The 18,540-nt window shown below is 60.2% G+C and carries 14 protein-coding genes; 11 read left to right on the top strand and 3 right to left on the bottom strand.

Features of this window, described 5'->3' with window-relative positions; all coding sequences use genetic code 11:
* The first annotated feature begins 243 nt into the window (after positions 1-243).
* From P0N66_RS08255 to P0N66_RS08245, 3 genes are read left to right on the top strand one after another with little or no spacing between them, the layout of a single operon-like run.
* Positions 244-1,182, top strand: coding sequence for a metal ABC transporter solute-binding protein, Zn/Mn family (locus P0N66_RS08255; protein WP_275804214.1), 939 nt, complete (start codon positions 244-246; stop codon positions 1,180-1,182).
* On the top strand, positions 1,179-1,982 hold the full coding sequence (locus P0N66_RS08250; RefSeq protein WP_275804212.1) for a metal ABC transporter ATP-binding protein: 804 nt from the start codon (positions 1,179-1,181) through the stop codon (positions 1,980-1,982). The genes P0N66_RS08255 and P0N66_RS08250 overlap by 4 nt, the downstream gene beginning before the upstream one ends.
* A complete protein-coding gene (locus P0N66_RS08245) occupies positions 1,927-2,808 on the top strand; it encodes a metal ABC transporter permease (RefSeq protein WP_275804208.1) in 882 nt (293 codons plus the stop codon). The genes P0N66_RS08250 and P0N66_RS08245 overlap by 56 nt, the downstream gene beginning before the upstream one ends.
* A gap of 180 nt (positions 2,809-2,988) precedes the next feature.
* Here the strand turns inward: P0N66_RS08245 and P0N66_RS08240 are convergent, their stop codons facing one another.
* Together P0N66_RS08240 and P0N66_RS08235 are read right to left on the bottom strand one after the other, a co-directional pair.
* The gene (locus P0N66_RS08240) at positions 2,989-6,345 is read right to left on the bottom strand and encodes a DUF5714 domain-containing protein (RefSeq protein ID WP_275804205.1); all 3,357 of its coding nucleotides are present in this window, start codon (positions 6,343-6,345) and stop codon (positions 2,989-2,991) included.
* Between the two features lie 120 nt (positions 6,346-6,465).
* Entirely contained in the window at positions 6,466-6,933 is a 468-nt protein-coding gene (locus P0N66_RS08235) for a c-type cytochrome (RefSeq protein ID WP_275804203.1), read from the bottom strand.
* Between the two features lie 239 nt (positions 6,934-7,172).
* Here P0N66_RS08235 and P0N66_RS08230 point away from each other — a divergent pair, with 239 nt between their 5' ends.
* The 8 genes from P0N66_RS08230 to P0N66_RS08195 all read left to right on the top strand — a co-directional run bounded on the left by P0N66_RS08230 (position 7,173) and on the right by P0N66_RS08195 (position 16,835).
* Complete coding sequence (locus P0N66_RS08230; RefSeq protein ID WP_275804201.1) at positions 7,173-8,699, top strand: HD-GYP domain-containing protein; 1,527 nt, start codon at positions 7,173-7,175, stop codon at positions 8,697-8,699.
* Complete coding sequence (locus P0N66_RS08225; protein ID WP_275804199.1) at positions 8,696-9,394, top strand: TVP38/TMEM64 family protein; 699 nt, start codon at positions 8,696-8,698, stop codon at positions 9,392-9,394. The genes P0N66_RS08230 and P0N66_RS08225 overlap by 4 nt, the downstream gene beginning before the upstream one ends.
* Before the next feature lie 33 nt (positions 9,395-9,427).
* Complete coding sequence (locus P0N66_RS08220) at positions 9,428-10,864, top strand: dihydrolipoyl dehydrogenase family protein (RefSeq protein ID WP_275804196.1); 1,437 nt, start codon at positions 9,428-9,430, stop codon at positions 10,862-10,864.
* Positions 10,865-11,047: 183 nt separating this feature from the next.
* Positions 11,048-12,589: a nickel-dependent hydrogenase large subunit gene (locus tag P0N66_RS08215; RefSeq protein ID WP_489667345.1), complete on the top strand. Its 1,542-nt coding sequence runs from the start codon at positions 11,048-11,050 to the stop codon at positions 12,587-12,589.
* A 9-nt stretch (positions 12,590-12,598) separates the two neighbouring features.
* Complete coding sequence (locus P0N66_RS08210; RefSeq protein ID WP_275804191.1) at positions 12,599-13,579, top strand: NADH-quinone oxidoreductase subunit B family protein; 981 nt, start codon at positions 12,599-12,601, stop codon at positions 13,577-13,579.
* Positions 13,576-15,912 (top strand): ATP-binding protein, encoded by a 2,337-nt coding sequence (locus P0N66_RS08205; RefSeq protein ID WP_275804188.1) that lies wholly within the window; start codon positions 13,576-13,578, stop codon positions 15,910-15,912. Before P0N66_RS08210 ends, P0N66_RS08205 begins: the two co-directional genes overlap by 4 nt.
* Entirely contained in the window at positions 15,902-16,444 is a 543-nt protein-coding gene (locus P0N66_RS08200) for a chemotaxis protein CheX (RefSeq protein WP_275804510.1), read from the top strand. The genes P0N66_RS08205 and P0N66_RS08200 overlap by 11 nt, the downstream gene beginning before the upstream one ends.
* On the top strand, positions 16,437-16,835 hold the full coding sequence (locus P0N66_RS08195; RefSeq protein WP_275804186.1) for a response regulator: 399 nt from the start codon (positions 16,437-16,439) through the stop codon (positions 16,833-16,835). The genes P0N66_RS08200 and P0N66_RS08195 overlap by 8 nt, the downstream gene beginning before the upstream one ends.
* A 10-nt stretch (positions 16,836-16,845) precedes the next feature.
* Here P0N66_RS08195 and P0N66_RS08190 read toward each other — a convergent pair whose 3' ends face one another.
* The gene (locus P0N66_RS08190) at positions 16,846-18,522 is read right to left on the bottom strand and encodes a LytS/YhcK type 5TM receptor domain-containing protein (protein ID WP_275804184.1); all 1,677 of its coding nucleotides are present in this window, start codon (positions 18,520-18,522) and stop codon (positions 16,846-16,848) included.
* Positions 18,523-18,540: the final 18 nt, after the last annotated feature.

Raw genomic sequence — 18,540 nt, 5'->3', positions numbered from 1 at the left:
GATTCTCCTTGCTCTGCAGCTGGCACATGGTAACCAAAACAGCCCTCAGTGGCGCTGGTCACCACCTTTGTCGAACAAACACTTACGCATCCCATACTAACTCATATTACACGAAAAAAAACCATCTTTCGCAATCCATGTTGCGAAAGCCTGACCGACCGGGTACATAAAAACCACAAGCTTTCCGGGCTGCATCCCCCTTCGGGGTCACCCGTTAACCCAACCTGATCAGGACGTCTTACCATGGATAACATGATTTGCCTGTTGCCTAAACGTTTACTTTCTTTGCTGCTTGGTTGCGGAGCGCTACTATTTGGTCCGATCACCTTGCCGGCCGCCGAACTGCAAGTTGTTACCGGTATCGCTCCGCTTTCATTCCTGGTTTCTGAAATCGGCGGAGAACGGGTGCGGGTCGGCACCCTGATCCCACCGGGCCAGGACCCACACACATTTGAACCTCGCCCCGGCCAGGTGACCGAACTGGGCCAGGCCGACCTCTATTTTGCCTTGGACATGCCTTTTGAACGAACCCTGCTGGCCAGACTGCCCCGGCGAGGAGCAAGCGGCCCCAGGATCATCGATGTAACCCGGGGCATTGACAAGCTGCCCATGCCGGAACACCATCATCACGATGACCATGATGATCATCACGGTGAGAGTAAAAGCCATAACCGTCACGGCGAACTCGATCCCCACATCTGGCTGGGGCCGGAACAACTGCTGACCGTCATCGAACATATCCGGGACGGACTCGTGACCGCCGACCCGGACCATGCCTCGATTTACCGGGAAAAACATAACCGGCTGCGGCGGACCATTGAAGAAGTGCATGCCCGCAACCGGGAAAAACTGGCCCCCCTGGCCGGCCAAACCTTTTTTGTCTATCATCCGGCCTTCGGTTATTTCGCCGCCGCTTACGATCTGCGGCAAACGACGGTGGAGATCTCCGGCAAATCCCCCACCCCGCGTCAACTGATCGCACTTATTGAGGCAGCGCGCCAGGCCGGGGTGCGGATTATTTTTGTGCAACCACAATTCGACCAGCGCAGCGCCGTCGCCGTGGCCCGGGCCATCGACGGCCGGGTGGTCGCTTTGGACCCGCTGGCCGCCGACCTGCTGACCAATCTTGAGCAGATGGCCACCACAATTAAGACGGCCTTAACCAACGACGGTGACCAGTGAGTCCGGCCAGCAGCCCAATACCCGCTTCAGAACCTGTAATTGAGGTCCACGGGCTGGATTTCACCTACAGCCCCCGGCAACCTTTGGTTTTGGAGCAGGTCAACCTGTGCATCAACCGCCTGGACTCCATCTGCCTGGTGGGTCCCAACGGCGGTGGCAAGACCACCCTGGTCAAGCTGATCCTGGGGTTGTTGACCCCGCAGAAGGGCAAGATCAGAGTTTTAGGCCGCCCCCCCTCGGGAGTACGCTTGCGTCTGGGTTATGTTCCCCAGTATGCCCATTACGATCCCCTCTTCCCGGTCACCGTCATGGATGTAGTGCTCATGGGCCGCCTGGGTCACCAGCCCCTGGGCTGGTATCGGGCTGCCGACCGCCGGGCCGCTCAAAAGGCCCTGGCCCTGATGAAGCTGGAGCACCTGGCCCAGCGCCGTTTTGCCACCATATCCGGCGGCCAGCGGCAGAGAGCCCTGATCGCCCGGGCCCTGGCCAGCGACGCCGAGATCCTGCTGCTGGACGAACCGACGGCCAACATCGACCTGGAATCGGAACAAAGCCTCTTTGCCCTGCTCAAAGAGTTGAACCGCACCCGCACCGTGGTGGTGGTCACCCACGATATCGGTTTTGCCTCCAGCTTTTTCCAGCGGGTGGCCTGTGTCAACCGCCAGGTGGTCACCCACCCGGTCTCCGAGCTGGACGGCCGGATGATTCAGGAACTTTACGGCGGAGAAGTGGCAATGATCAGGCATGATCATAACTGCGCCGGCCGAAGTTGCCGCCCTGGGGAGAATTGCGGTGCTTGAGTTTTTCGAAGCCCTGCGCAATCCCGATATCCCCTTTTTCCGCTACGCCTTTGTGGTTGGCCTGCTGGCCAGTGTTTCTTTCGGCATTGTCGGCACCTACGTGGTGGCCAAACGGATCAGCTACCTGGCCGGGGCCATCGCCCACTGTGTGTTGGGGGGGGTTGGCGCCGGGCTTTATCTCCAGCACCAGATGGGCATCAGCTGGTTTGATCCTCTGTACGGAGCCCTGATCGCCGCCCTGCTGGCGGCTTTGATCATCGGCCTGGTCAGCCTGCACGCCAAGCAGCGGGAAGATACGGTGATCGGCGCGCTGTGGGCCACGGGCATGGCCGTCGGTTTGCTTTTTATCGCCAAAACCCCGGGCTATGTCGAGCCCATGAGTTATCTTTTCGGCAATATCCTGCTGCTCACCCAAACCGATATCTGGCTTGTGCTGGCCTTGGATCTGGTGGTGGTGACGGTCAGCGCGGTTTTTTATCACAAACTGCTGGCCGTCTGTTTCGACGAGGAGTTTTCCCGGCTGCGGGGCCTTAACAGCGATCTGTACCATCTGCTGCTGCTCTGCCTGACCGCCCTGACCGTGGTCCTGCTGGTCCGAGTGGTGGGGATCATCATGGTGATTGCCCTGCTGACCCTGCCGGCGGCAGTGGCAGGCACTTTCGCCCGCACTTTGGGGCAGATGATGCTGGGTGCCATCGGTTGTTGCATGCTTTTTGTCAGTCTCGGCCTGGGGATCAGCTTTTTGCATGACCTGCCCAGCGGCCCCACCATTATCCTGGTGGCCGCCGGCGCTTTTATGGTCTCGCTGGCTCTCAAACGGCAGTAAGCCAGGCTAGCTCCCGGCCCCCAAGCGGTCATCAGGCGACACTAACCGGATAAGAATTTCATCATCCCCGATTCACTGATAAAGGTTCAGCTATTTGCGCAGAGCAATGCCATGGAAATTCAGCCTTTATCATTTTCAAGATCAAGACACAACATCCGATACCACCAGCGGCATCGGCAATCAAGCAGGGGTCAGCGGGCACTGGCGACGGATGCACTGGGGATTGGCGGCGGCCTGGCCACAGGTAAAATCGGCCTCGGCCAGCAGAGAAACGGGCAGCAGCTCTCGAGAGATCGCCGCCGCTTCGCGCAGGGCGGTGTAAGATTCCCGCTGGCAGCAACGGGCGCCGGTGATACCGGCAATGGCGCTCAGGATGCGGGCGGTGATCTCCTGGACCTGGCGGCGGGGTTCCGGGGTCAACGGAGTGGCCTCCAGCAGGACGCTGAAGGCGATACCGGCCCCGGCGGCCGCCCCGCAGTTGCCCCAAAAACCGCAGACCCCGCCGGGGACCTTGGCGCCACGTTCTATCCCGGTGAGAATCGCTTCCTTGCTTAACTCGCCGCCCAGGTTGCGGTAGGTGGCCAGAATCACCCCCGGCACCAGGGCGTGGTGTTCCGGACCGTGCATGGGAATAGCGGGATGACGGCGGATTTGGGCCAGCAGGGCCAGCATGTCCTGCTCGGTGGTTTCGCTGCAGATCAACCGGATGGCCGACAGGCCGTCGCGCTGATGGCAGTCATCGCAGATATAATGACCCTGCCGGCAGACGGCGTTGGTTTTCTTGCTTCCGCCGCAGTAATGACAGCCATGGGCCCGATCTTGCCGGGAGTATTGAATCTCCTCGCCGCAGACCAGGCAGCCGGCCTGGTGCCGGGCGGTTGCGGGAGCGCCGGCCGACTTCTCCGATGACGCATCCGCTCCCATCGGCGACGGCGGGCAACAGGCGCCGGCGGCGGGCCCCGGCCCAGCGGCCGGAACTCCCACCCCGGGCGCCAACAGCGGCAGGGTTTTCCTGGCCGGTGCTGCAGCCACCATTGCCGGAGCTTTCCCTGGCGCTGGATCTCCCTTTGGGGCCGGCGAGCAACAGCCGTCACCCATGGGTAGATTGGTAAACGCACCGCGGTCGTCCACCACAAAGATCGTTTCGTCGCGGCGCTCGGACTCGTTCAACTCCGCCCGCACCCGCTGCCCCTGGCGCAGCAGCACCCCGGATGCGGTCTGCACGGCGGCAAAGGGGCCTCGGTAGATGACCTCCAGGCTTTGTGGCTCCACCGGCTTGTCGGCGGCAAAGGTCAGGGAATAAAAACGGGTGTCGCCCTCCTGGCGGTAGGGAAAGCGTTTAAGCAGGCGGCCGCCGACAAAACCGCAGCATTGCAGCATGGCCAGCAGGTCTTCCTGGCGCATGGCCCCACCCAGGCATTCGCCCCGCAACCGGACGTTGTTTTTTATCGCCACCGGCACCGGCTGATCGGTGACGATATCGGAAACCACCAGCCGGCCGCCGGGCTTGAGAGTCCGCAAAATCTCGTAAAAAACCCGCCGCTTGTCCGGACTGAGATTGATCACGCAGTTGGAGATCACCACGTCGGCGCAATCATCCGGCAGGGGAATGGCCTCCAGCAGCCCCTTTTTGAACTCCACATTATCGCCGCCCAACTCCCGCACCACCGCCGCCTTGGACTTTTCGGCCAGGGCCAGCATCTCGTCGGTCATGTCAATGCCGTAGACCCGGCCGGTCGGCCCCACTGCTCGGGCGGCGATAAAACATTCCACGCCGCTGCCGCTGCCCAGGTCCACCAGCACCTCGCCGGGCTGCGGGGCGGCATCATGGACCGGACTGCCGCAACCGTAAGATTTCCGCCGGGACTCTTCGGGAATGAAGGTGGCCAGAGCCTGTTCCGGGGCCAGCGGGTTGAGGATATCATCCCGGGCGGAGCGGGCGGCGGCGGCGTAAAAATCCCGCACCGGCCCGTGCCCGTGGCCCTGCCCTTGGGCCAGGGAAATCACGCAATTGCAATGGGTGAAGCTTACCGCCGCCCCGCCGTCGGGGCAGTCATGGCGCACCTCGCCCATGGCCAGCAACAGGGCCGGTGGTTGACCACGGTGCCCAGGCTCCCTTCCAACGGAGCTACTCTCCTCACCAGCGCCACCCTCCTCAGCGGAGCCACCCCCCTGTTGGCCCAACGGTTGGTTAATATTTTCGGGGTAACTGGCGGCCTGGCGGGCGATCAGCCACAGGGTCAGGCCGTTGTATAGTTCCAGGTAAGGATCATGGCCGATCAGCTCCCCGCCGGCCAGGTAGCTGTGGTCCAAGTCGCCGCCGCCGACCAGGAATTTCAGCGGGTTTTGCCGGTAAACTTCGCTGTCCTGCAAGGAAGCGGCACGGATTTGCCGCAACACCGGGCTTTGTTGCCAGACCCGGGCCAGGCCGTCGGTGAGGAGGCCACAGTCCAATTCGTTAATGCCCACCAGGGCCGGCGAGGGATAAACACGGCCGTCGGGGCCTACCGTCAATGATTCCCAGGCGGTGTTGGCCAGGTCATAACGGGTGCCCGGTGAGGAGAAAACCTGGCCGCGCAGGGTTTCCACGTTGTCGATCAACACCCCGCGCGCCTCCGCCCGCTCCTGGGCGGCCAGCAACCGGGGCAGGATCTCGGCCGGGGGGACAAACTGCTCCCGGCTCCCCTGCCCCCGGACAAAGTGCCAGAGCAGATGCAGATTACCCACCCCCTGATCGGCGGCAAAATCCACCAAGGCCGGCAGTTGCTCGATGTTGGCGCGGTTCACCGCCACCGCCAGGGTGACCGCCGGGCCGTGGCGGCGCAGCAGTTGCAGGGTTTCCACCAGGCGGGCAAAACTGCCCCGGCCGCGCAGTTGATCATGCTGCTCGGCCAGGCCGTCCAGGCTGAGCTGCAGGTGCAGACGCTGGCTAGGCAGTTTTTGCAATGCGGGCAGGTGATCGGCCAGCAGCAGGCCGTTGGTCAGCACCACCGCATGGTGGTCGGGGTCGGCCAACAACTCGGCCAGGACGGCGGTGAAATCGGGGTAGGTAAAAGGTTCGCCGCCGGTGAAATAAAAGAGCCGGCAGCCCAACTCGCGGGCCTCGGCCAGGCCACGGCGCAACAGCTCGGCGGGCAGGCTCTCCGCCGCCAGGCCGGGGCGGGAGGCAAAAAGACAGTGGCGGCAAGCAAGGTTACAGTTGTTGGTGAGATGAAACCAGCACTCCTTGAGCGTGGGGAGAGCCGAGGTTCCTCCCCGCAGCAGCTCGGCCCGGCCCGGATAGGGTGGGGCCGGCTCATCCAGCCGGGACCGCAAACGCTCGGCCGCCAGCAGGTTGCCGGCCAGGTTCTGTTCGCTCAGCCCGGCTCCCCGGCTGACGGCACAAACCGCCTCGCCCAGGGAGCCGGATGAGCCAACGCCCTGCAGGGCCTGCAACAGTTCATCGGCCCGGTCATTGACCACCACCCAGTCCGGTTTTTCCGGATGCACATAAATCGACCGGCCGTCGCAGGTCAGCCGTTGCCACTCGTCAAGCATGGTTGCGCCCCTTGTTTTGAAATCCAGCGGCGCAACTTAAGCAATAGCCAGGGCACGGTCAAATAGATTTTGCTAATCCGGCAGGCCTCGAATCATCGGAAAACGTTATTGCCGAACGCGTTAACGACCGTAGCCAGGCCCTGGTGCCGGAGGCGGCGGGCCGTAACCGGGAGCCCTGGGCGGCGCCCCGTAACCCGGCCCCGGGGCCGGCGGTGGCGTGCCATATGCCGGGGCCGGCGTCTTTTCACCCAGGGATTTAATATAGGCGATCATATCCTGCATCTCCTGAGAGTCCTCGGCGATGGCCTCACCCTTGTTGGCGTTGATGATGCAAAAATTAACCGCCTCGGCCAGGCTGGCCTGGCGCTGGCCCATGATCCGGAAGTTACTTTTGGTACCGGACCGCTCCAGGCCCTGCCCGCCGGGATGACAGGCGTTGCAGGACATCTGGCCGCCAAAGGCCTGCGGATTCTCAAACAAAACCCGGCCCCGTTCCTCGGCCGTGGTCTGTGCCACCAGGGCCGCCGGTATAGCCAACCCCATCATCAGTGCCGCCGCCAATGCCATCTTTTTACCTTTTCCATTCATGCCGCTACCTCCTTATTACTTTGATTTCATCTTGCTTGGATTTCATCAAGCAGTTTATCCAGTTTGGAATGCCTACTTCATTCTCCACATAGAGTACTGGCTGTGCAAGTAAAATAATGCTACGCTAGTTACTGCCGGTGCTGCAAAATCGGCCACAACGGCCCGGCCTGCTCGACAACTCATTGTTTCAGCACCATCACCAGGCACCTTTCGTGCTTGACTGCGAGGCCATCTTCCCAATGATGAATACCACGGACAACACGGACAAGCCGACCACCGTCGACACCACCCCGCGGGCGCTGGTCTATTTCATCCTCTCCCCTTTACTGCTGAGTATCTACGGCGGCAAGGTCTGTCCGCTCATCGAAACCCTGCCGTGGTCCCGGTTGTTTCTAACCCTGCTGGCCGCCTTTGCCGTGGCCTGGGTGCTTTACCTTTGGGCCGGCCGCCGGTGGCTGGCCGCCGCCCCCCTGGAGCAACAGGCCCGTTTGCTGGGCTGGCTGGTGGGCGGGCTGTTTCTTGGCGCCAGCCTGGCTGTGGCCATATTTCACTGGTTCAAACATGATTTCCCGATGGTGGAAAGTGGCCTGAAACTGGTGCTGGGCTGCGCCACCCTGGGCTTTTTCGCCGCCCTGGACCTGGCCCTGGAACGGGACCGACAAGTGGCCCGGCAACTGGAGGCCGGCGGCCAGGAGTTGCTGCCGGAACACGGCTATTTTTCCCTGACCCGCCGTTTTCTGCTGCTCACCGTCATCGGCGTGGTCTTTCTAACCTTGATTCTGCTGCTCCTGGTAATCAAGGACATGCAGTGGCTGGCCGCCGATCCCGCCCGCCAGTTGGATGCGGCCATCCGCAGCGTGACCATCGAATTCTTTTTCGTGCTGGCGGTGCTGCTGGGGCTTACGATCAATCTTGCAACCAGCTACAGCCGTAATCTGCAGCAGCTTTTTCAACGCCAGACCGAGGTGCTGAAAGAGGTCAGCCTGGGGCATCTGGAACAGCATGTGCCGGTGACCAGCCGTAACGAGTTCGGGGTGATCGCCAAGCACACCAACAACATGATCGAAGGGTTGCGCCAGCGCACCGAAGAGTTGCAACAGACCCGAGACGTGACCATCGTCGCCCTGGCCAGCCTGGCGGAAACCCGGGATAACGAAACCGGCCAGCACATCCTGCGTACCCAGCGCTACATCCGGGCGTTGTCCGAACATCTGGCGGAACATGAACCCTACCGCCCGCTGCTGTCGGCCGACACCATCGACCTGCTGTTCAAGTCGGCGCCGCTGCACGATATCGGCAAGGTGGGCATTCCCGACCGGATCCTGCTCAAGCCCGGCAAACTCACCGATGAGGAGTTCGCCATCATGAAGGAACACCCGGAGATCGGCAGCCAATCCCTGGCCCTGGCCGAGGAACGGCTGGGTGAAAATTCCTTTCTCAGACTGGCCCGGGAGATCGCCCTGACCCACCATGAAAAGTGGGACGGCTCCGGTTACCCCCAGGGACTGCGCGCCGAAGAAATACCGTTGAGCGGTCGGCTGATGGCTCTGGCCGATGTTTACGACGCCCTGATCAGCAAGCGCGTCTACAAGCCGGCTTTCAACCATGCGCAGGCCAAAGAGATCATCCTGGCCGGTCGGGGAGGCCATTTCGACCCGCGCGTGGTGGACGCCTTTCTTTCCGAGGAAAAAACATTCATCCGCATCGCCCGGGAGTACGCCGACCAGCAAAACATCGCCCCCGCATCGGAGGGAAAAGCCGCATGAAAAATCGTCTGCTCGTTGCCGGCCTACTGCTGGTGCTTATTGCTGTGAGTTTGTACCTGCTGCCGGCCCGGGATCTGGCCGTGGAGGCCATGCAGTGGGTGGAGGGCCTGGGTTTTAGCGGTTACGTGGTTTTTTTCCTGCTGTACGCCTTTTTCACCGTGCTGTTTCTGCCGGGGTTTATTCTCACCGTTGGGGCCGGGGCCATCTTCGGACTGGTCGGCGGTTTTGTGGCGGTATCTTTGGGCAGCACCATGGGCGCCGCCCTGGCCTTTCTGCTGGGGCGATTTCTGGCCCGTGGGGCCATTGAGCGCAAGGTGGCGGGCAACAACAAATTTGCCGCCATTGATGCCGCCGTGGCCCAAAAAGGTTGGAAAATCGTCTTTCTTACCCGGCTGAGCCCCGTTTTTCCCTTTAACCTGATCAACTACGCCTACGGCCTGACTCGCATCCCCTTTCCCCATTACGTGCTGGCCTCCTGGATCGGCATGATGCCCGGCACCCTGCTTTATGTTTATACCGGCTCACTGGCCGGTAACGTGGCCCGGGCGGCCCTGGCGGAAACCCCCTCCACCGGGCCCTGGGAACTGGCCTTCCAGGGCCTGGGACTGCTGGCCACCCTGGCCGTCACCATTTACGTCACTCGGCTGGCCCGCCAGGCGCTGCGACAGGCGGTACCGGTGGAAGAGCAGCAATGATCGGAGCCGGCCTGCCGGCAAAAGGTGTTGAAAATGAGCAAATTTGACTTTGATCTCGGTGTTATCGGCGGCGGGGCGGCGGGCTTGACCGTGACCTCGGGAGCGGCGCAACTGGGGGTCAAGACCCTGCTGGTGGAAAAAGAAAAGGCCCTGGGCGGGGATTGCCTGCATTACGGCTGCGTGCCCAGCAAGACCCTGCTCAAGTCGGCCCATGTCTATCAGCAGATGAAGGAAGGGCCACGCTTCGGGCTGCCGGCCGTCGATCCGCCGCCGGTGGACTTTGCCGCCGTGGCCGCCCGGATCAAGGAAGTGGTCGCGGTGATCCAGCAGCATGACTCGGTGGAACGCTTTTCGCGGCTGGGGGCGGAAATTCGCTTCGGACCGGCCCGCTTTCGCGACCAACACGAGGTAGAGATCGACGGCCAAACCGTCAGCGCCCGGGCCTGGGTGATCGCCACCGGCTCCTCGCCGCAAATCCCGGCCATCCCCGGCCTGGATAAGACCCCGCATTTGACCAACCGGGAAATTTTCTACCTGGACCACCTGCCCGCCTCGCTGCTGATCCTGGGGGCCGGCCCCATCGCCGTCGAGATGGCCCAGGCCTTTGCCCGCCTGGGCAGCAAAGTGACGGTGGTGCAGCGCAGCGACCAGATCCTCAGCCGGGAGGATCCCGACCTGGCGGCCCTGGTCCAGCGGGAACTGGAACGGGAAGGGGTCAATTTTCTGCTTAACACGGCGGTGCGGCGGGTGGCCGATGCCGGTGATCGGCGAGAGGTGGTGATTGCGGATGCGGCGGGCCGGGAACGGACCATTGCCGCCGAAGCCCTGCTGGTGGCCCTGGGCAGAAACCCCAACACCGCCGATCTGGGCCTGGAGGCAATCGCCGTGCCCTTTGACCGCCGGGGCATCAAGGTGGACCGGCGGCTGCGGGCCGGCCATAAGCATCTTTTCGCCGCCGGCGATGTCATCGGCGGCTACCAGTTCACCCACGTGGCCGGATATGAGGGCGGCATCGCCCTGAGCAACGCCGTTTTCCGGCTGCCGCGCAAGGCCGACTACACCTGGGTGCCCCACTGCACCTACACCCGGCCGGAGCTGGCCGGGCTGGGCCACAACGAAAAAAGTGCCACCGCCGCCGGCCTGAGCTACCGGGTGCTGAGCGAAGAATTCACCGCCAACGACCGGGCCCAGGCCGAGGGCGAAACCGGTGGCCGGCTCAAGCTGCTGCTGGGGCCACGGGACCGCCCCCTGGGGGTGCGAATTGTCGGCCCCGGCGCCGGCGACATCCTAAGCCAGTGGGTGGCGATCATGAACGGCAAGGTGGGCCTGGCCAAAATCGCCGCCGCCATCCATCCCTACCCCACCCTGAGCGAGATCAACAAAAAGGTGGCGGGCTCGCTGCTGGCCCCCAAAATCTTCTCCCCCAAGGTCCGCAAAATACTGAAAATCTTTTTCGGTTACCGGGGGTAAGCTTACCTGCAAGTATTGCTTCCTCGCACTGCACCAACAACTAATGTTCACATTTTTTGCGAAACAACAAATATTTGACCCCCTCTCTTTGTTAATTCAACAACAAAAAATGATTTTATTGACAGAACATCAAGTTTTGGTTAAACCCTTAACTATCATGAATAAAAAGGTACAAGTACCAGAATTGTCATAGACCCTCTCAGCCGGGTGGAAGGACATCTTAAAATCGAAACCCGGGTGGAAGATGGGATAATCACTCAAGCCCAAGTTGCCGGCCTGCTCTTCCGTGGCCTGGAGAAGGCCCTGATCGGGTACGACGCCCGAGTGGCCCAACAGGTAACCCAGCGGGTCTGCGGGGTCTGCCCGTACTCTCATGCCGAAGCCGCCGCCCTGGCCCTGGAAGACGCCATGGGCATCCGCCCCAACACCAACGGCCAGTTGCTGCGTAATCTCATCACCGGCGCCTACCTGGTACATGACTCTCTGCTGCACTTCTACCAACTTAGTGCCTTGGACTTTATAGACATTGAGGCGGTGCTGGCCTATAAAGGCACCGATCCCGTACTTGGCACAGTTCGCCAATGGGTGCGGGAGGAGCTCGGTTCTTCCCGTATTTTCCCCGGCGCCCCCTTCCTGCCCCGCTACCGTAATGATGATCAAATGCAGGGTGATGCCGACAGCCTGCTGCTGGTCCGCAATTATTTTTCCAACTTCACCCTCCTGGCCGAATTACAAAAAATGGTGGCCATTTTCGGCGGCAAAGCGCCGCACCCGGTGGCCATTGAAGCCGGCGGGGTCACCACCCGTCCCACCCTGGGGATGCTGGCCCAATATCGCACCCTGCTGCGCCGGGCGGAAGCTTTTGTACTGGGGCCTTACCGTGAAGACATTTTCAGCGTTTGTCGGGCTTTTCCTCACTATTTCCAGGAAGGCCGGGGATACGGCAACCTACTCTCCTTCCCCTTTATGCCCGAAGCCGACGGCGACAATCATCTCTTTACCGGCGGCGCCCTGCTGAACGGTGAACACCAACCTCTGGATCTTGGAGCCATCAGCGAAGATCACACCTATGCCTTTTATCGCCAGGAATCCGGCGCTGCCCTGCCGCCCCTGGGCACCAAGCGCCTTACCCCCCTTAACTGGCAGGAATTTCAGCGAGAAGAACAGCAAAAAGGCGGCAAATACAGCTGGAGTCGAGCCCCCCGTTATCACGGGGAGGTAATGGAAGTTGGGGCTGCAGCCCGCATCGTCAACTCCTACCATCAGGGCGGCAACCAAGTTCTGCGGGAACTGGTGGGTCACACCAACCGAGAGCTTGGAATAACCCTGGCCGATTACAACTCGGTTATGGGTCGCCACCTCAGCCGTTACCTCTCGGCGGCACTGATCATCGGCCGGCTTAAAGAGCAGGTTGAAATGGTTGAAGACGGTGTACTGGGGTTTGAAGAACGGGAAGTGCCGCGCAATGCCCGGGGTGTGGGCATAACCGAGGCCTCCCGAGGCGCCTTGGGACACTGGTTGGAAACCGACGAGGCCGGCCTGATCAAAAATTATGAATTGGTGGTGCCGTCCACTTGGAACTTCGGCCCCAAAGACGCCGAAGGCAAGCCCGGGGCGGTGGAAAAGATGCTGCTGGGCACCAGGATCAGCAACCCGGAACAACCGCTGGAGGCGGCGCGGATTGCCCGCTCGGCGGATCCTTGTATAGCCTGTTCCGTGCACTAGGTAATTTTTATGATTCCATTCAGTCGCCGGGAGTTCCTTAAAAAAATTTATCGGGTGGTGGTGGCCGCCGGGGCGGCGCCACTGCTCTCCTTTGATGAGTTGCTGGCCGCCGAAAGTGGTGAGCGGCCCAGGCAGCGTCCCAATCTGGTCTGGCTGCAAGGGGCCTCCTGTTCGGGATGTTCCATCTCTCTGCTCAATATCGAACAGATAACCGTGCTGGACCTGTTGACTCAGTTCAGTCGCTTGCTTTACCACCCCAACCTGGCACAGGCCACCGGTGATCAGGTGGGAGAATTGCTTTCGGCCTTGGCCGATGGTGATGAACCTTATATTCTTGTCCTTGAAGGCGGGATCCCGGCCGCTATGCCCCATGCCTGTATGCTTGACCATCAACCCCTCGGTAAATGGGTCAGCAGACTGGCGGCGGGAGCCAGCGCCTGTTTGGCCGCCGGCACCTGTGCCGTCTCCGGCGGGGTGGCAGCCATGCCCGGCACCCTCACCGGAGTTATTTCCCTGGCCGAACATCTTGCCAAAGAAGGGATCAAGACCCCGTTGATCAACCTGCCCGCCTGCCCCATGAAACCAGAGCACCTGGTTTACACTCTGCTGCACTTTATGCGTCACCAGAATTTACCGGAAACGGACGGCCGCCGGCGCCCCAGCCGTTTTTTCAGTTACACCATCCACCAACGCTGTCCTCGTTACGCATTTTTCCAAGAACAGAACTTTGCCCGCCACATCTGGGAAGACGGCTGTCTGCTTGAGTTAGGTTGCCAGGGACCGGTCACCTACAATGACTGCCCCAGTACCGGTTACAATGGCAACAGCAACTACTGTCTCCGAGCCGGCCATCCTTGTATTGGCTGCGCCAGCGAGCTTTTTCCGCGGCCGGTAATATACCATCTTTACGATGATCCTCGGGTGCGAGAAGGCCTGCTACAGGGAGAAACTATTACTTTTAACCGAAAGGCCCAGGGAGACGGTGAGTGAATCCTGGACAGGCATGGCGGCAATGGTTCAGAATCAGCAACCCGGAACGAGTGCGCTGCCGTTTCCTGGGCACCGTTTTTTTCTGCCTGCTGCTTATCTCCCTGCCGGCGGTGGTGCTTTTCCATCATTACCAACTTCAGACCTCCGAGGCGATGATCCGGGACCAGGGTTACGGGGTACTTACCAACTACATTACCCAAACCAGGGATTCCATCGAGAAAGGTCAGCGTAAATCCTTTGCCCTGGTTATGGACAACATCGCCCAACTGGAAGGTGTTGTCGACACCACCCTTTACGACCGCGACGGCCTGATGAACTACCGCTCCGGTACGGTTACCGTTGGCATCCCCTTTATCCACGATGACCAGGGCAATTTCATCAACCCCAACGAGGAGCTCTACCGGCAAACCAGAGGAATGTTCCTGCGGGATGATTGGAATCTGGTGGATCGCATTGACTCGCCACGTGGCCGACAACACCGGGCCCAGGTGGCTGGAACGCCTTGCGCTGACTGCCATTTTCTGCTCGATGAAGGTCTGCATTTCGACGACCAGGGCAGAGCTGAATCATTGGGCAACCGCACCGCTCACTTTTATGAACAAATCCCGGTGGACAGCCAGTGTCTGGTCTGCCACACCAACTGGCGAATCGGCGAGTTGGCCGGAGTATTGGGGGTCAGTATGGATAAAAATGCATTTCTGATCCAGGCCCACGAAAACACCCGCAGGCTCATCTACTTTCTGCTGATCAACGCTGCCGTGGTGCTGGCGGTGACCTTCCTGGTGGCCACCATGTACCGTCAGATCCTTATCACTCGGCAACAACTGACGGAGAAGAGCGACCGCCTGGGCGGACTGCTGAACAACTCTGGCCAGGGATTTCTCTCTTTCAGCCCCGACCTGCGGGTGGACCCCGAATACAGCCGAGAATGTGAGACCCTGATGGGCTCCGACCTGACCGGCAAAACCATCACCGAGCTTTTTTATCCCGATAACGAGGCGGAAGCGACCCGCTTCAGCAGCAATATCCGGCGGATTCTAGAAACCCCTGATGAGTTCAAGCGCGACACCCTGCTCTCCTTGCTGCCCGCCACGTTCCAGTTGAACGGCCGTAACCTGGAAATCGCCTACCGGGTCATCGGTGAGGGGCTAATGATGCTGATCATCACCGATATCACCGAAAAATTGCGACTGGAGTCCCAGATCGCCGAGGAACAGACCCGGCTACGGCTGATTGTCAGTGCCGCTACAGAATCGGCGGAGCTTTTCGAGGTTCTTGACGACTACCATCACTTCGAACAACAAGAACTACCCAGGCTCCTGCACAATGCGGCAACCGACCGGGAATCGGCCTTAAGCGAGATCTATCGCCAGGTCCACACTTTCAAAGGACTTTTCGGCCAACTGGAATTTATTCACCTGCCTCAAAGCCTGCACCAGTTCGAATCAGAACTGCGGCAATATAAAGAAACCGCCGAGCAACAGCCCGCCCCCGAAGAGTTGCAAAACAAAATGCAACAGGCCACTGCGGCCCTGGAGCAGGATCTGGTTATCCTGCGTGAAACCTTGGGAGAGGCATTTTTCGCCCGCCGCGGCCAGCTCTCATTGGCCTCCGAGGAAGTGGAGATGCTGGAAAAACTGGCCGAACGTCTGCTGCACGGCCATGGTCCGAACCTGAACAGCGATGAAACCAGAACCATGCTGCTGCGGCTTAAACGGCTGCGCTATCTTCCATTTCGTAACCTGCTGGCCGGCTATACCAAAGCGGCCCAGAGGCTTGCCGAACGCTTGGAAAAAGAGCTGGCCCCTATCGAGATTGATGACCATGGTCTGCAGGTGGCACCTGAAGTTTACGCATCTTTCAGCAAGTCTCTGGTCCACCTTTTCCGCAACGCAGTGGACCACGGCATTGAAACGCCGGAAGAGCGCTGGGAACAGGACAAGGACGAGACAGGACATCTCACCTGCCTGGTTCGAGAAGGCGACGACGGCATTATCCTGGAAATCGCCGATGACGGCCGCGGCCTGGACGCCGAGGCCATTCGTCTCAAAGCGGTGGACCTCGGTCGACTGAGCGCTGACCAGGCCGCCGCCGCCCGGCCTGAAGAACTCTACCTGCTGATCTTCGACGACGAATTCTCCACCAAGGACCAGGCCAACGAGTTATCCGGCCGTGGTGTAGGGCTGGCGGCGGTGAAGGCGGAAACGGAAAAGCTTGGTGGTCGAATAGAGGTGGAATCAACTCCCGGGCAGGGCACCACTTTCCGCTTCCGGTTGCCTTATCTGGAGAAAAAACCGACCAACATCACACCGGAGGAAAGTGATGAGCAATGACAAGCTGGACAGCGGCCGGGTGCGCCGCCTGATGCAGGCCATCGGCAAACGGACCATCGAGTACATGAAAGAGGAGCTGGCAATCCCGGTAAGCAAGGCACATCAAGCTGGTGACGATGTGGTGCGGATGCAGTTACGGGAGCTGACCTCAATCTTGGCTCTGGACGCAGAAATTCGATTGCTGGTGGCTTTCAGCTTCGATCACGGGTTGGCCGAACAGATTCTAACCGCCAGCGCCGAAGGGCTGGAAATTGCCGACGACGAAAGAGATGAGATGCGGGGGGAAGCGGTGGCGGAAATGATTAACATCGTTGCAGGCAACGCCATTGCCGGCCATGAAGTAAATGGGAAAACCATTTCGATCACTCCCCCGGTGGTGATCAATGAAGCAAAGTCCATAACCCGTCATAAAGGTGCGACTTTCCGAACCATCGAAGTTACAACCGGCGCCGGCATGATGAGTATTCATTTTGTAGGCCCTAAAGAATTTTTCACCATGAACTTGGACTATGCGGAGGGAATCAATGAATAAGCTCGAGATCATGGTTGTCGACGACTCGGCCTTGACCATAAAAAAACTGGGCGCCATGCTGGAGCAACTTGGCCACGAGGTGAGCAAAACCTGCAAAAGCGGGATGGAAGCGGTGGAGACCTTCAAGTACCTGAAAGAGAAAGGGTTGCCCCGGCCTGATTTGGTAACCATGGATATCACCATGCCGGAAATGGACGGCATTGCCGCCACCAGCCGCATCTTGGCCATGGACCCCGACGTCCTGATCATCATGGTAACTTCCCACGGCCAGGAGCAGATGGTCGTTGAAGCCATCGAAGCCGGCGCCAAAGGCTATGTACTTAAACCGTTCAAAATAGAAAAACTCAAAGAGAGCATCAATCAGGTGATTTCACGCTACAAAAAGGAGTAACAGGATGTTCTCACCCCGCCACCGGTAAGTATACCGTCACCGTGGTACCTCGGCCGGGGGCGCTGACCACATCAATAAAACCTTCGTTCTGCTTGATAATGCCATAAGCCGTGGCCAGGCCAAGGCCGGACCCCTGGCCGAATTCCTTGGTGGTAAAAAAGGGCTCGAACACCTTACCCAGGGTTTCTTGGTCCATGCCGCAACCGTCATCCCTGACGGTCAGGGCGATATAGCGGCCGGGCCGGGCGCCGGGGTGCTCATCGCAAAAGGCCTGGTCCAGTTCGGCGGTGGCGGTGGCGATGGTAATCACCCCTTTGGTGCCCACCGCTTCTTTGGCGTTGCGCACCAGGGTGACCAGCAACTGATCAAGCTGGTCCGGGTCGAGCCGGACCTGGGGAAGATCGCTGCCCGGTTGCCAGCGCAACTCCACACCATGGTCGATCAACCGGAGCAACAGGGGTAAAAAAGCATCCACTGCCCCGTTAAGGTCAAGCTCCTCGAGCTTGATGTTCTGCTTGCGGGCAAAGGCCAGCAGTTGCCGGGTCAACTCGGCGGCCCGTTCACCGGCGGCCTTGATTCCCGCCAACTCCTCGGCGGCTTGACTGTCCTTCCCCTGCTTGTTTTTTGCCAGGTGTACGTTGGCCAAAATCGCCGTCATCAGGTTATTGAACTCATGGGCAACGCCGCCAGCCAGGCGGCCCACCGCCTCCATTTTGCGGGCCTGAAAAAGCTGGTCGGTGAGCCGTTCCTGCTCCTCTTCGGCCTTTTTTTGCTCGGTAATGTCGAAAATGATGGAATGCAGCAAGGCCCGGCCATCAACCAGGGTGGGACTGCTTAACACCGCCACATCCCGCACCGTCCCATCGGCCAGACGGTGTTTGAACTCGAAGTGGTAACGTTGCTGGCGGCGGGCCTTTGTCATCTCCGACCTGATTTGCTCGTCGGACAGGATATTGAGTTGGGAGATCCGCATTAGCTTGAGTTCCGGCTGCGACCAGCCGTAATAATGCGCCGCCGCCAGGTTGGCATCGATAATCCGACCATCATCGGGATCAATCAGCAGTTTGACGGCGGCATGGCTGTCGAACAGCTGCCGGTAATTTTTTTCGCTGAGCCGCAGGGCCTCCTGGTTGGCCAGGATCTTGCCGGCCAGCAGGGTGGCCAGGGGGTAGAAAAGGAGGATGGGCAGAGCAATCTCGCCTATGACTTTAAGCGCGCTCTCCCAGGGTAACAGCAAAATCCCGACCAGTACGCCAAGGTGCACCACCAGGCCAAAGAGGTAAAGATCCTTGCCGGTAAGCACCGTCCGCCGGGGACGCAGGTAGTAGTGAGCCAGCAGGCCGACTCCGGCAGCGATGAGGACCGACAGCACCCCCATGGCCACTCCGACCCCGCCCATGGCCACCCGGGCGCCGATGGTCATGGCGGCGGCCAGGACGGCCGCCCAGGGGCCGTAAAACAGAGCGCCCAAACTGACCATCACCGAACGGCCGTCAAAGATCAGTCCCGGCTCCAGCACCAAGGGGTTAAGCATGCCGATGATGGCCGCGCAGCCAAAGAGCAGCCCCTGCAGCACCGGTCCCAAACGATGCTCCCGCGGCCAGCGCTGATCAAGAAAACCGGAGAACACGCTTAAGGCCACCAGCAGGGCCAAGTTAAAAATCAGTTCCGTCAACAACAGGCTCAAAACGCCATCTCCAGCAAT

Source organism: Desulfurivibrio dismutans (genome assembly GCF_029210385.1).
GTDB lineage: Bacteria > Desulfobacterota > Desulfobulbia > Desulfobulbales > Desulfurivibrionaceae > Desulfurivibrio > Desulfurivibrio dismutans.
This window is presented reverse-complemented; position numbering and strand designations above follow the sequence as displayed.